The following is a 14462-nucleotide window of genomic DNA, read 5'->3' as shown; positions in this document are numbered from 1 at the left end:
ATATCGTGTTATTGATTTCATTATGCAGGTGAAAGAAAGAGGTAAAAAGTGTAGAATATGCTCAATAGATTTCCCCTTTTATGCGAGGTGAGGAATAACGATGTTAACGATCGAACGTTACTTGACGCTGTACGGGCGGTTTGCAAGTGAGCTTGGCGCGGGTGCAGCGGCGGAGGCGTCCCTTGTGCAAGTGGCTGAAGCGCTGTATTGTACGGAACGTAATGCCAAGCTTGTTCTCCGCAAACTGTCAGAGGAAGGCTTCATTGAGTGGAAGGCAGGACGAGGCAGGGGCAACCGCTCGCATATTACATTCCGGGAAGACCGGGAGAAGCTGCTTCTCGACCTGTCACGGCAATATGCAGAAGACGGCGAATATAACAAGGCTTTTCATCTTCTTCAAACCTTTGGGGAAGGGACTGCTGCGAATGAAAAATTTATGGATTGGATGAGCGATAGCTTTGGCTTCCACAAGCAGTTGGGGAAAGAGGCCGATGTGCTTCGGCTGCCGATTACGAGGGTTATTATGACGCTGGATCCGGCGGAATGTGTTTTCTCGTTTGATTCCCATGTGATTCAGCAGATCTTTGACAAGCTTGTTGTACTGGAGGAGAATACGGGACGGATCTTGCCGGGAATAGCCCATGATTGGGAGTGTAATGAAGACGCCACGACGTGGACCTTTCACTTAAGGAAAGGGGTATTATTCCATGATGGAACGGAGTTAACTGCTTCAGATGTTGTCTATACGATAGAACGCCTAAGAAACGGGAAGTTCAATAGCTGGATTATGCGATCGCTTGGTAAAGTCGAAGCGGTATCCGATCGGATTGTTCGTTTTAAGCTCGATAAACCGAACTGGTTATTTCTCAAATACGCCTGCTCGAACGTAATGGCGATCCTGCCCTCCGGGCTGCTGGGACAAGGTGAGGAAGTGTTCTGGAAGAAGCCTGTTGGAACAGGTCCTTTCCAGATTGAAGAGTGGACCGGCGGAAGATTGCTGCTTGGAGCGAACTTGCATTATTTTCAAGGACGTCCTCATCTTGATCAAGTCGAGATTGTACCTGTGCCGCAGCATGAGGCGCTTATGGAACGAATGGTTACCTGGCAGCAGCTGATCTGTGATCCAAAGCAGCAGGCGGTTACGGTGGAGAACGGCTGGATCAAGCTTGAATCCAAGAACGTCTGCACCAGTATGCTCAGCTGGAACATGCAAAGGCAAGGGCCTCAGCAGTCGGAGCTGTTCCGAAGCCTAGTAGATCAGCTGCTTGACCGGAAGCTTATGATTCAAGAGCTGGGAGGTTACCGGCATTTTCCAGCGAATGGATTTTTTCCGGTGTCAGCAGATCCATCGACCTCATTAACGCAGCATATTCCGTTTTCTCCGGAGGAGCTGCGGAAGCAGGTTATGGATAATGAATTTGATCAAGCACCGATTACGTTATGTGCGCATACGGCTCATTCGGCTGATGCCTATTGGATCCAGAAGCAGTGTATGGAGTATGGCATTGAGGTAAAGGTTCGTATTGAAGGGCCGGAGACGATTCATAGTGTTCTTGACGAAGTAGATCTCACGTTTCATTCGCTCGTATTTCCGGAGGATGAAGTCAGCTTAATCGAGAGCTGTGAACAGGATAATAGTTTCTTGAAAAGACTAATGACGCCAGAGCTGTCCGTCTGGACATTCGAGAGATTTGATGAGGCGCTCGCTTGTGAAAATTCGCTAGACCGAATGGCTATCTATGCCGATATTGAAAGTAGACTTCGCGGGGAGTACCAGGTCTTATTCCTTCTTCATAACCGATTTTATACCGACTATCACCAAACGCTAAAAGGCGTTCGGATCAATTCGCTCGGATGGATTGATTTCAAACACATTTGGCGTGCCTAACAATTAGCATGATTAACAGCCTGCATCCAACAGGCTTTTTTGTATGCAATCAGCAGCTATTCGGCTGAGGCAGGAGCAAGACCGACCGATAAGGCACGGCTTCCCCACATGACTTTTTGTACAGCATCAGCTTGAAAGTCCTGGCACTGCACAATGACGGTAACGTCTGACTTATGCTTGTCTGGCTGCCGTCTGTTTTTTTTCTTAGAGAGAATGGCATGTATTCCGAATCCCAGACTAAAGCCAATAAAGGCGGCGATAATTCCCCAGATGACCGGACCCCACGTCCATTTAAACCCCAGGCAGGTTCCAATGACAGACAGTGCTGTAGCGCATGCAATGCCAATCTCAATTCCCTTGGAATGAGAGCTCTCCAATATAGGCTGATTGGATTGAAAAGCTTGTGACTCCTTGTCCATGCATACGACTAGCAGCTGCTCTCTGGCGATTCCTATACTCTCTAACCGACACAGCGCATACTCAAGTTCAATGGAATAGTGGAAGCTGCCAATGATAATCATATTTTTTCACCTGAATGGCTAAAGATTTGTACAGCGGAGGAATGGTAACGATCACGCAAATACTGGCGTTGCTCCAGGTTGAAGAGCAAATTATGCTCTTTCGCTTTGATGTAGGCATGATAAATAGATCCTCCCATAACAGAAGGTATAAATAACAGCCAGTGCATTCGTAAAACAGCGATAGATTCGGTTAATCTGCCGGTAAGGAGATCGATTAGTGATACATGAACATGAGACAGCGAGAGATACATCCACCACCAGAACATCGCATAGAAGGCAAGTCCGATCCGATGGTTATACAGTTGACCCATACCGGGGAAAAACAAGGAGAACACGGCTGCAACGATAGGGCTCTTTGGCTGGATATACTGCACTTCTGATGCATAAATCTTCAGACTAGGCAGCGGTTCGTCCTCAAGCTTTGCGATTTGGTAAAGCTTATTCTGATATATCGCAGAACGGTAGCTATCCCACATAACGATGAAAAAAATAATGATATACCCAAGCACCCACTGGGGAGCCAAGATTGCTCTGGCCTGCTCGAACTTCCCGCAAAAACTGTAGATGATTGCCTCGTTGATATGGCCAAGCGTATTGAATATAACCTCTGATAAAGTCAATAAAGTTCCTCTCAAATACTGGTTCAGGAGAAAATGACCAAAGCCGGGGAAAGCAGCCGACCACCAAAGGACCATGTACGGACTACGTTTATACAGAGAAGTGATGCCAAATAGGCTTAACTTGGCCCTAGGCCGACGAGATGGGTTCATATAGTTCATTAGCATTCCTTTCCAGCAACAATGCGATAAATGCTGCCTAATAGTTGAATTATAATGATTTGCAGCAGAATCAACAGAATCACGGACCACATACTCGCAGCGTATAAAATGTCTTGTCGGATTAGCCACAGGTAACCACAGCCCAGTAAGCCAATTACTATTGTTTTCCACATCCAGTTGCCCCGCAAGGAAATTAACCATGCAAAGAAGACGGAGTCTATATGGACGATTAGCGTTGCGAATGCAAGGTTGTCTCTGGAAGGGTCCTCGAACCAGCCTGGTTGAAATACAATCTGATGAAAAAAGATCAAATAGATAGCTATGGCGGATCCCTGCAAGGAAACATTAATGATATACAGCAAGATCAACTGGAACAGGTAAGGGAGTTTTGAATGGCATAGTTTGTGCCAGAGCCACTTACCTATCGAGAGCAGCAGAATTATACCGATGCCTGTATAGATGACTTTCCACCAATGATGCTCGAAAATGCCTAAATGAATAAAGGTTAGTTCAATTCCCATAAAGCCCGCTGCAATGATCAGAATCCAGCCGAAGCTAATGCCGTAGACTGCTACCAAAGTGCACGTGGACGGAACAATAAAGCCATTAGATACGATAGCACCTAAGGCGCTGTCATAAAACGGATCCTTGAGCAGACCGGGGTGATAGGTATAGCTGTTGAAAATAATGAATATGATCAGCTCGAAAATATAAATAGTCCCGGCAACACAAATATAATAGGGGATGATCATGGAACTTCGAGCTTTAACCCAGGAAAAAATAAAGAATACAATACTGGCTATTGTAAGGAGCAGATAAGGGACATAAGAAGGGATAAGATCAACTCCTAAAGCAAGGTGTAGACTTATTTTTCCAATCGCATCCAAATTTATTCCATTGATATTCTCTTGAGGGCTGAAGATAGTATGATGACGATCACATCAAATTCTTTATCCGTCTATTGGAAGTGGGGAAAAGCAGAAATAGTGAAAGAATTGTGTTCATTCCTCCACTATCAACCTCCTTTGGGAGCTCTATAATAGGAGTTGCCTGAATAAATGAAAGCGCATTCTACCTGTGGAATGGCTTGAGGGAGGAATCTAATTGCGTGCATCTAAGTTAACTAGACAGAGCATCAAAGGTATTTCAATCACTATGGTGTTGATCATTCTGATCAGTATAATCAGTACAATCGTTCCCCAAACAACCTTTGCATCTACTGGTGCAGGGACAACGTATTATGTTGATTCAGTGGGAGGAGACGACACAAGCGATGGTCTAAGTGCGGATACAGCTTGGAGGTCGCTGACAAAAGTAAGTGCCACGACATTTCAGCCTGGTGACCGAATTTTGCTTAAAGCCGGAAGTGAGTGGACGGGAGAGCAGCTGCATCCGCTTGGCTCAGGTGCTGAAGGAAGCCCGATAACGATGGATATGTACGGCGGAGCGGCTCCACTGCCGAAGCTTAACGGCGCCGGAGTTATTGACTCTGTTGTCGAGTTCTATAACCAGCAGTATTGGGACATTAACAATCTCGAAATTACGAATACAGCAGCTGGAGCACCTAATGATCCTTCCAAATTAGCGGATCTTAGGGGCATGCATGTGACCGGTAGAGACGCCGGAGTGCTGAAGCATTTCTATATCCGTGGTGTGAATGTGCATGATGTGACCGGGTGGAATATGTGGATCAGCGGAAGCACGGCTGATGATGAGCCGGGAAGCGGGATTTACCACGGCTCAGGCTGGGACGGCTCCAAACGGACCGGCGGCATCCTGTTCGAAACGCTGAAGCCAGGTGAAACGCCTGTTCCAACGAAGTTTGATGATGTGGTGATCGAGGACAGCAAGTTCCAGAATAACTCGTTTGGCGGCGTTATTTTCAAGCAGTATGAAGGTGATGTGCACTGGGCGTCCCGGGATGACGGCAAGAATCATTCCTCGCCTACAGATCCGCTTGGCCAATGGTACGATCCGGAATGGTACCCGCATACGAACATTACGATCCGTGACAATTACTTCAGCCAATATGACTCGAATTTTGCCTGTGACACCATCTACCTAACAAGTGTGAAGGACGCATTGGTTGAACATAACGTTTCGGCCGGTGCCGGTACAAGCGCAATTGAGATGTACTACACCGACAATATTACGGTTCAGTACAACGAGGTATACGACACGCTAGCGAAAGCAGGCGGCGCCGATTCCAACGCGATCGATCCGGATAAGGAATCAACGAACATTCTTATTCAATACAACTATATTCACAATACAGGCGACGGCATTCTGCTGTGCGGCTTCGTCTTTGGTACAGCAACAGTCCGTTATAACATTATTCAAGACGCGGCTCCGGCCAAACGTTTCTTGAATCCGCATGGTGACAAAGGAACGCAGCTGGTCTATAGCAACATTTTCTACAACACACAAGCTGGATCAAATGTGACGTTCGTCAATTCCTCCGGTGGCAGCGCGTATTTGAATGACTCGGATTACGCCGTGAAGATGTTCAATAATATTTTCTATAACGCGGCAGGCGGTCCTGTTAAACCAGTAACAATCGCATCAGGTACCGGTGTGACTTACGATCACAACCTGTACTTTGGGCAAAATGTAATCCCTGCGGCAAACGAAGCGCATGCGATTGTTGGGGATCCGAAGTTTGTTGGCCCGATCCCAACGACACGAGGGGATGCTTCGACTGGTCCGATTCTTGATTTCACCGGCTTCAAGCTGCAGCCAGGCTCTTTGGCAATCGGCAACGCTCTGGATGAGATCGGCATGAACCTGAGTAATTCGACGATGCTCATTACAGATAACGGCGGCAAAGATTTTGCCGGTGCAGTTCTGTATAACGGCAAGCCTGATATTGGAGCTTTCGAATATTACGGTGATGTGAACAGCGGAACAGAATCTATCACTGGTCAAGTGAAGGATGCTGCAGGCACGATGATTGATGGAGCAGAAGTGAGTCTGACGGCAGGCGGTACGAAATATTCTGCACTAACGAACACAAGTGGATTCTACAGCATTCCGGATGTACCTGTTGGTACGGATTATACGGTTACAGGCAGTAAGGAGTTTTATACGACTGCCGCGGCCGAGCATGTTATCGTTGCTGCCGGGGACACCACGTCGGGTGTAGATTTGACCGTTGTTTCGACGAATCCGACCGGAACGATTGAAGGTACGGTTAAAGATACGTCAAATGTATCGAATCCCCCAGCCATAGCGGGAGCGGAAGTACGCATCAGCAATGGCGCTGCGGTGTATGAGACGGTAATAACAGATGCATCAGGCTATTTCTCGCTAGGCAATCTGCCTGTGAAATCAGGCTATACGGTGACGGTATCAAAGCCGGGCTATCAGTCATGGACGGTTACGGCGAAAGCCGGGTCTCCGCTGGAAGTGAAGCCGGGCATTACCTTAACACTCGCGGATGTCTATTTATCGCCGGGCAAACCGGCTGCGGTCATTGATGACAACTTTGATTCCAGCGCAACAGGGACAGCTCCAGCAGGCTGGACGGTTGCAGCAACGGTTGCCGGCGGCAGCGTGGCCGTGGCTGAAAGTCCAAGCGCGACGAACAAGAGCGTGCTGATTTCTCAGCCGACAGCCGGTAAGAACGGCAATAAAACATCGCTTTATAAAGCTTTGGACAATTTGAGCGGTATCGTTACCGTCGAGTATTCGCTCAGCAAGAGCAATACGAATCAATATTTCACCGTACCAATGATATATGGCGATAACTCTTCGCATATGGCGGCAGCTGTAGGGATGGACAGTACGGGCATTTTGTACAAGGATAACGGATCTTCCGGTACAGCCCATGTTGTACAGCCATATACGGCCAACACCTGGTATGATTTCAAGCTGGTACTGAATACAATCAGCAAGAAGTTTGATATGTACATTGATGGAGTTAAGAAGGTTGATCAAGGCAGCTTCCGATTTGCCGATTCCACCACGAATTATTTGACGGGCATCGATTTTAACTCCAATTATAATGTGACGGGTTCTGTGAATGTGGATAATGTGAGAATCAGTACGGGGATCGCTTATCCGAAGAATGATGCGGAGCTGGCCGATCTTCAAGTCAGTACAGGAACTTTGACGAAGGTCGATCCAACGAATTATGTCATGGATGTACCTAATAGTGTAAGTCAGATTACACTGACTCCGACGGCAGACAGTGAATTCGTTAAAGAGATTACCGTGAATGGCAATACGGTAGTGAGTGGCGAAGCATCGCCAAGCCTGTTTCTTGTAGACGGGGAAAATGTTATCCCTGTTGTGGTTACTGCGGAAGACGGTGTAACAACGGTTACCTACTATGTGACTATTAACCGCATTTCGGGTGATATTGACAGCACCTTGCAAAGTCTGACGGTAAGTAAAGGTACTCTTGCCCCGGCTTTCTCAGAGAATGTCACTGAGTATACGGTCAGCGTACCGTACAGTGTAAACCAAATTTCTCTTACACCTACAGCTAGTGCGTCAAAGGCTACTCTGAAGCTAAATGATGTCAGTACGCCAAATGGTGCGCCTTCAGCGAATGTACCGCTTCAAGTAGGTGCAAATACGATTACAATAAATGTTGCGTCTGCTGACGGAACAAACTACCAGGATTATACGGTAGTCGTGACCAGAGAAGCTGGGTCAGCACCAGAGCTGACGGCTGTCACGGTTACGGGGACAATCCCTTCGTTAACCGCTGGCGGTACCGGATATGATTTAAGCCAGTTAACCGTTAACGGGATGGACCAATACAATGATCCGTTTACCTTGAACGGCCAGTCTATCACTTGGGCGGTAGCTTCAGGAGACGCCTACGCGAGTGTATCCGGAAGCACGCTGACTCCGATCAGTGCGGGAGGCGGCACCATTACAGCAACTGTAAATGGCGTGACCAGCAGTCCGGTGTCATTCACCATCACGGCAGCCGATAACACCGGCGGCGGTGGTAATGGCGGCGGCAATACAGGCAGCAATAGCGGCAGTACTGGGGGTAGCAGTAATGTGAACCAGGGAACGGTTTCGCTAACGGCTAATGATCAGGGCACTGCAACACTATCGGATTCCGATTTCACAGCAGCCTTGCATTCCGCGACGACCGATCCTTCAGGCCATAAGGCGGTTACGATTAAGTTTGCGGGTGGAACGAATCAGAGTGCAGGTTTGACAATCCCGGTTTCCTTGCTGAAGACAGCTGACTACACGTATGATATCCTGCTTCAAACAAGCTCGGGAACAGTCCGCTTACAGTCAACGATGCTGAGCACAGCAGATCTTCAATCAGGTACAGTTGAGCTTCGTTTGACACAGGAAAATGACAAGAATGGTCATCCTGTTATTGACCTCTCGCTTGTGAGGGACGGCAGTGTTATTCCTTGGAGCAACCTAGATGCGCCTGTGACGGTTAGCATTCCGTACAAGCCAACAGCGGAGGAGCTTAAAGCACCGGATCACATCGCAGTCTTCTATATTGATCCGCAAGGCAACCGCATTCCGGTGCCAAACGGACATTATGATGACAAGGCCGGTCAAGTGATCTTTACGACCAAGCATTTCAGCCAATATGCGGTTCAGTTTAATGTAGTTAGCTTCGATGATTTGTCCAGTGCAGCTTGGGCTAGCGAGGCTATTGATATCCTTGCGGCCAAAGGCGTTATCCAAGGCAAATCGGAAGGGATCTTTGATCCGCAAAGCAGTATTACACGCGCGGAGTTTATTACGCTTTTGATGCGCACGTTGGAACTGCCACAAACCGCAGCCCCGGCAGGCTTCAGCGATGTAAGCGAGTCAGCTTACTATTACAATGCGCTGGCTAGCGCCAAGCTCTACGGAATTGTTACAGGTACAGGCGTTAACCGTTTCGAACCAAATAAGCAGATCACTAGAGAAGATACGTTTGTCATGACAGCACGAGCATTGCAAACCGTACAGCTGCTATCAACGTCCACCGACGGTGATGCATCCCAGTTCAAGGACACCGGCGATATCGCAGGCTACGCACAAGACAGTATCGCCAAGCTTGCAGCAGCGGGAATTGTTCAAAGAGATGCCTCAGGCATCCATCCTAAATCCAATCTGACTCGCGCAGAAGCAGCGGTCATGATCTACCGCATTCTTTCCAGGTAAGTAACTTTAAATACAGTTGTCGGCAAATAAGACCCTCGGAGGGTCTTATTTGCTTTAATTGCTCTACTACTGCTATCAATAAAACCCCCTCAGGGTCTTATTATTCTTAAGAATAGGGATTTCCATGGCCATATCACCTGTTCATTGGAAAATAAGATCCTGAGAGGGACTTATCCACGATGGGTCGTCTAATTCTTGAGCAATAAGATCCTGACAGGGTCTTATTGCTTTTAAGAAAGGCACAAAGAACAATCCTCATTCTGCAAGCCTTTAGACCGGTCAAGATCGGTAACTTGGGTAACTAACCCAAAGCGATTTTCCTGAAATCGGAAACGTCAGCTGCATCACACGCGTATATGCCCAATAATGGCTATTGATGCAAGTTTTTAAAACGCTAGACGAGTTTACTAGGATTTCAACTTATATCCATAAATTACTCGCCCCAGGATTTAACATTATTGTACAATGATAATGAGATATGAGTATTCTTTTGGCAGAGGGGGTTCAATGCGTGACAAGATACATAAAGCTGCTTGGTTTGACACTTGGTGTCGTAGCGTTAAATACTGTCGTTTTCTCCCGCGGTTTTATCGGGATCGAGATTGGCGACAATGCGCTTTCTTCGGCAATCGGCGTAACATTTCTCGTCGCCAGCGCCATCACGCTGACCTATGGGTGTTACTTTCTCCTATTTAAAGCCCCGGTATCTCTGCCGGTGAAGGAGATTAAGACGCATGACGATTATATTGAGGCATTATCTCGCTTCAGGCGTACTAAGGTTTTAGAAGAAGATATCGGTTTGGCTTTGCGTCAACTGGAACGAATGCAGAAGAAAAAAAACATGCTGCTCGAGGTCTTGAAACAGCGATTCGATCCCGCGGAATTGAGCTATAAGAAGTTTTCTTCCGTCATTTACGAAGTGGAGAAGCTCTTCTACCTGAACGTCAGAAGCATCCTCAATCGGCTGCATACGTTCGACGCGTCGGAGTTCGAAAGCATCTCGGGCCAGAAGCCGTCGTCATTATCGCAGGAGCTGCTGCAAGCCAGAAAGAACGTGTACAGCGAATACCTTTCCTTCACCAAGCAATCGCTGGGCACGAACGAGGAAATCTTGTTAAAGCTGGATCAGCTCATGCTGGAGATCTCCCGCTTGGATAGTTTGGAGCCAGGCGACATCGATAGCATGCCTTGCATGCTGGAAATCGACACGTTGATCAAACAAACCCAATACTACAAGAATTAAGAGGTGGCCTGGATGCAAAGAAAGAGTAAGTTTTTGTTGATCTCTATTGTTCTTCTAGCGGTCGTCTTCGGGCTTGTTTATGCCGGGGTAACCTTGACCTCCAATCTGGGCAAATCGAAAGCGGAGGTGACGGTAGAGAATGCTGGGGATCGTTTGAGCAAGCTGTTCAAAAAAATTTCCCCGACTACCGAAACACCCGTTAAAGGCCAGATCGACCTGGACCCCGTCGATGTCGCTGCGTCCTTGCCCGACATCAGCAAGTTTCCCGTCACGGTCAACAATACGAACGACAATTTCGTCGAGATTTTCTCGTCAACGGAAAAGTCGGGAACGGGCGTCGACGGATGGCTGACGGACGTGGCAACCGAGTTTAACAAAGCGAATATAACCGTGAACGGAAAACCCGCGTCGGTCAAGATTCGCAATATCGCCTCGGGCACGGCCGCGGACTATATCAAATCCGGCAAGTACGTCCCCGATGCGTTCACCCCTTCAAATGAACTATGGGGCGAAATGGTTCAGGCAAGCGGGGTTAAAGCGCAGCTCGTGACCAAACGTTTAGTTGGCAATGTTCCCGGAATCGTCATCGCCAAAGCGAAGTACGACGCCATGATCGACAAGTACGGCTCCGTTAATATCCAATCCGTCACGGAAGCCATTGCAAATAACGAGCTTTCCATGGGGTATACCGACCCCTTCGCAAGCTCTACGGGCTTAAATTTCCTAGTAACTGCACTTCATACCTTCGATAATACGAATATATTGAGCGATAAGGCGGTACAAGAGTTCGAAAATTTCCAGTCCAATGTGCCGTTTATCGCCTCCACGACCATTCAGATGCGTGATGCAGCCAAGTCAGGCGCCCTGGACGGATTCGTCCTTGAATACCAGACGTACGTCAACGCCGCGGATTTGAAGAGCGGGTACGTATTTACGCCGTTTGGGTTCAGACACGATAGTCCGCTCTACGCATTAGGTGATCTGCCGCAGGAGAAGCTGGATATTCTCAAGAAATTTGCGGAGTTCGTGACGCAAGATAAGTATATGAAAACCGCGGAGGAAAAAGGATTTAACGGCCTTGATACCTACAATTCGGAACTTGCTCCCGTGGATGGCGACCTGCTTATATCCGCTCAGAAGGTATGGAAAGAGAAGAAGAATGGCAGTAAGCCGATCACGGCAGTTTTCGTCACCGACGTTTCCGGCAGCATGGATGGCGAGCCAATTAATCGTTTGAAAGAGTCACTCTTGAAAGGGCAGAAATACTTAGGCAGAGATAACAGCATCGGTCTCGTCTCGTATTCGGACGGTGTCACCATTAAGCTGCCGATCGCCAAATACGACACGAATCAGCAGTCCTTGTTCGTTGGAGCTGTGAATAGTCTGCAGTCCGGTGGTGGGACGGCCACCTTCGATGGGATTGTCGTAGCGCTGAAGCTCCTCGAAGATCAATTGGCCATCGACCCGAACACCAAGCCGATCATCTTCGTCCTAAGCGACGGCGAGACGAACCAAGGCTATACGCTGCAGGACATCAAGGGATTAATCGAGACGTATAAGATTCCGATCTACACGATCGGCTACAACGCTAATATTCAAGCGCTGCAGAATATCTCCAGCATCAACGAAGCGGCCAGCATTAACGCAGATACGGACGATGTCGTGTACAAGATCGGCAATCTATTCAATGTGCAAATGTAAACAATCCGAGGGGGAATTTCAATGGCATTTTCGATGAATGTATCTAATCCAGAGGAGCTGACGGCCGAGATCGAGCCTACTATACGGCCATTACCGGAGGAAGTGGCTAAGCTGAAAGAAGAAGCAGATTCGAACGTCGAGATGATTATGGCGATGGATGTCGAGTCCCTGGACCAGCGCAAAGAGATTCTTCAATCGATCGATGCCTACGGTCTGAACACCATGAAACGATCTTCCGACAAAAACACGCTGCTGCAGGTATCGGTCGGCAATCTTGCGAAATCGGGTGATGAGGGAGGACCGGTTGCGAAGGGACTGGCCGAATTGCACACGCAGCTGAAAGATCTGGATCCGAGCATGATCGACTTTGCCAAGAAGGGATTTCTCGGCAAATTATTCAATCCGCTGCGGTCGTACTTCCTTAAGTTCGAGAAGGCCGATGATGTGATTGCCGATATTGTGGTGTCGCTGGATAAAGGCGGTGCCGTGCTCAGAAACGACAATACGACGCTGGAGCTCGAACAGCATGATATCCGAAAGCTAACCAAAACGCTCAAGAAGGAAATTCAGCTCGGGATGCTCATGGACGAATCCATCGAAGCCCAGATCGAAGCGGCTAAAAGGAACGGTGAGGACCCCGAGAAGATTAAGTTCATAACCGAGGAAATCCTGTTCCCGATGCGCCAGCGCGTCATGGATTTACAGCAAATGCTGGTCGTCAATCAGCAGGGGATCTTGGCATACGAGGTCGTCATCCGCAATAATAAGGAGCTCATTCGCGGCGTGGACCGAGCGAAGACGGTCACGATCTCTGCCTTGAAAATCGCCGTTACGGTGGCGAGTGCCTTGTATAATCAAGGCATCGTTCTCAAGAAAATCGAACTTTTGAATCAGACCACTACGAACCTAATCGCCGGTACATCCCGAATGCTCAAGGACCAGGGAGTCGCCATTCAACAGCAAGCTATAGAAGCCACGGTCTCGGTCGATACCTTGAAACAAGCTTTTGCAGACGTGCTGTCCGCGTTCGATTCGATCAGCTCGTACAAACAGCAAGCTCTTCCGAAAATGAGGGAAACCATCAACCAGTTCAGGACATTGGCCGACGATGGCGAGAAGCATATTTTGCGGCTTGAGAAAGGCAATGCTTTGGGGCTATAAGATGCGTTGGATTCCGTAGTCATGTCCATAGAGTACCTGAATAGAGAACAGTTCCAACAGATAAGCGACCGTATCGGTCGCTTTTGTTTTCTGTCGTTTAAGAAGGCATTGGATTCGTTCCTTATCGTATCGTCTATACTCGAAGGGACATGGCGGATCTTCTGCAACTGGCCTGAGGTAGCTTTAAGCTCTAACTGAAACTTTATTTCAAAAAACACGACAGCAGCCGATAGGTAATCGGCTGCTGTTTGTGTTGAAGTAACGGGCAGGATCGTTGAAACATAGTATTCTTTATAAGACTAAACAACTCATCTTAAAAATACGAATATGATGGGGAATTACGAGTAAGAAGGGGATAAAAGCGAGTGAAACGACATTCGTCGAGATGGGGATATTTTACTATTATTATTGTGATATGTATCTTACTAAGTTATCTACCAGAAAAACTGACTGTTTTGCAGAGTTGGACATTGCCGGTCCTTGCTGTTTCCATGCTTGTAACCCTCATCATTCCCATTTTAAGGCGACACCACGAGTGGATAAGAACATTCGCGATCATTACAAACAGCATGGTGATGCTAGGGCTTATCAGTAGTGTCGTTATCCTCTTGCACCAACTTTTTACACATGTTGCAAGTGCAAGTGAGTTATTCGGAAGTGCATTGGTACTTTGGGTGACCAATATATTCGTGTTTTCTGTCTGGTACTGGGAAATCGATCGTGGCGGACCAAATGCGAGAAATGAACAAGAAGAACGGGTTCCAGATTTTCTTTTCCCGCAAATGACTCGTGAGGATTTGAAAACCTGGAGACCAGCTTTTTTTGATTATTTGTTTCTGGCCTTTAACACAAACACCGCGTTTAGCCCAACAGATACACTTGTGTTGTCGAAAAAGGCCAAAGTTCTAATGATGATGCAGGCATCCATCTCATTCGTAATTGTAGCGGTACTGGCGGCGCGGGCGATTAACATCGCATAATCATTCAAATAACTCGACAGCAGCCGGAATAATCGGCTGCTGTTTTTGCTG

The 14462-nt window shown here is 47.7% G+C and carries 9 protein-coding genes; 6 read left to right on the top strand and 3 right to left on the bottom strand.

The genetic code is table 11. The features are described from left to right. Nucleotides 1-100 precede the first annotated feature (100 nt). The gene (locus AB4Y93_RS12600) at nt 101-1888 is read left to right on the top strand and encodes an ABC transporter substrate-binding protein (protein ID WP_441892381.1); all 1788 of its coding nucleotides are present in this window, start codon (nt 101-103) and stop codon (nt 1886-1888) included. Between the two features lie 56 nt (nt 1889-1944). On the opposite strand, the gene AB4Y93_RS12595 is transcribed toward AB4Y93_RS12600, so the two are convergent. The 3 genes from AB4Y93_RS12595 to AB4Y93_RS12585 all read right to left on the bottom strand — a co-directional run bounded on the left by AB4Y93_RS12595 (nt 1945) and on the right by AB4Y93_RS12585 (nt 3940). Beyond that, the gene (locus tag AB4Y93_RS12595) at nt 1945-2409 is read right to left on the bottom strand and encodes a hypothetical protein (RefSeq protein WP_441892379.1); all 465 of its coding nucleotides are present in this window, start codon (nt 2407-2409) and stop codon (nt 1945-1947) included. Then, nucleotides 2406-3029, bottom strand: a complete 624-nt coding sequence (locus AB4Y93_RS12590) for a hypothetical protein (protein ID WP_441892377.1) — start codon at nt 3027-3029, stop codon at nt 2406-2408. Before AB4Y93_RS12590 ends, AB4Y93_RS12595 begins: the two co-directional genes overlap by 4 nt. Before the next feature lie 158 nt (nt 3030-3187). Beyond that, nucleotides 3188-3940, bottom strand: coding sequence for a hypothetical protein (locus AB4Y93_RS12585; RefSeq protein WP_441892375.1), 753 nt, complete (start codon nt 3938-3940; stop codon nt 3188-3190). A 352-nt stretch (nt 3941-4292) separates the two neighbouring features. On the opposite strand from AB4Y93_RS12585, the gene AB4Y93_RS12580 reads away from it, so the two are divergent. From AB4Y93_RS12580 to AB4Y93_RS12560, 5 genes are all read left to right on the top strand, one after another. After that, complete coding sequence (locus AB4Y93_RS12580; RefSeq protein WP_441892373.1) at nt 4293-9326, top strand: S-layer homology domain-containing protein; 5034 nt, start codon at nt 4293-4295, stop codon at nt 9324-9326. A 511-nt stretch (nt 9327-9837) separates the two neighbouring features. Continuing rightward, nucleotides 9838-10569: a hypothetical protein gene (locus AB4Y93_RS12575; protein WP_441892372.1), complete on the top strand. Its 732-nt coding sequence runs from the start codon at nt 9838-9840 to the stop codon at nt 10567-10569. 12 nt (nt 10570-10581) lie between these two features. Further along, nucleotides 10582-12270 carry a VWA domain-containing protein gene (locus tag AB4Y93_RS12570; RefSeq protein WP_441892370.1) on the top strand — a complete coding sequence of 563 codons (1689 nt, stop codon included), beginning with the start codon at nt 10582-10584 and terminating at the stop codon, nt 12268-12270. 21 nt (nt 12271-12291) lie between these two features. Continuing rightward, nucleotides 12292-13431, top strand: a complete 1140-nt coding sequence (locus AB4Y93_RS12565; RefSeq protein WP_441892368.1) for a toxic anion resistance protein — start codon at nt 12292-12294, stop codon at nt 13429-13431. 365 nt (nt 13432-13796) lie between these two features. Then, nucleotides 13797-14411 carry a DUF1345 domain-containing protein gene (locus AB4Y93_RS12560; RefSeq protein WP_441892366.1) on the top strand — a complete coding sequence of 205 codons (615 nt, stop codon included), beginning with the start codon at nt 13797-13799 and terminating at the stop codon, nt 14409-14411. The last annotated feature ends 51 nt before the right edge of the window (nt 14412-14462 follow it).

The organism is Paenibacillus sp. YAF4_2 (assembly GCF_052113225.1).
Classification (GTDB): Bacteria; Bacillota; Bacilli; order Paenibacillales; family Paenibacillaceae; genus Pristimantibacillus.
The sequence above is the reverse complement of the archived record's forward strand: the minus strand, read 5'-3'. Positions and strand labels throughout refer to the sequence as shown.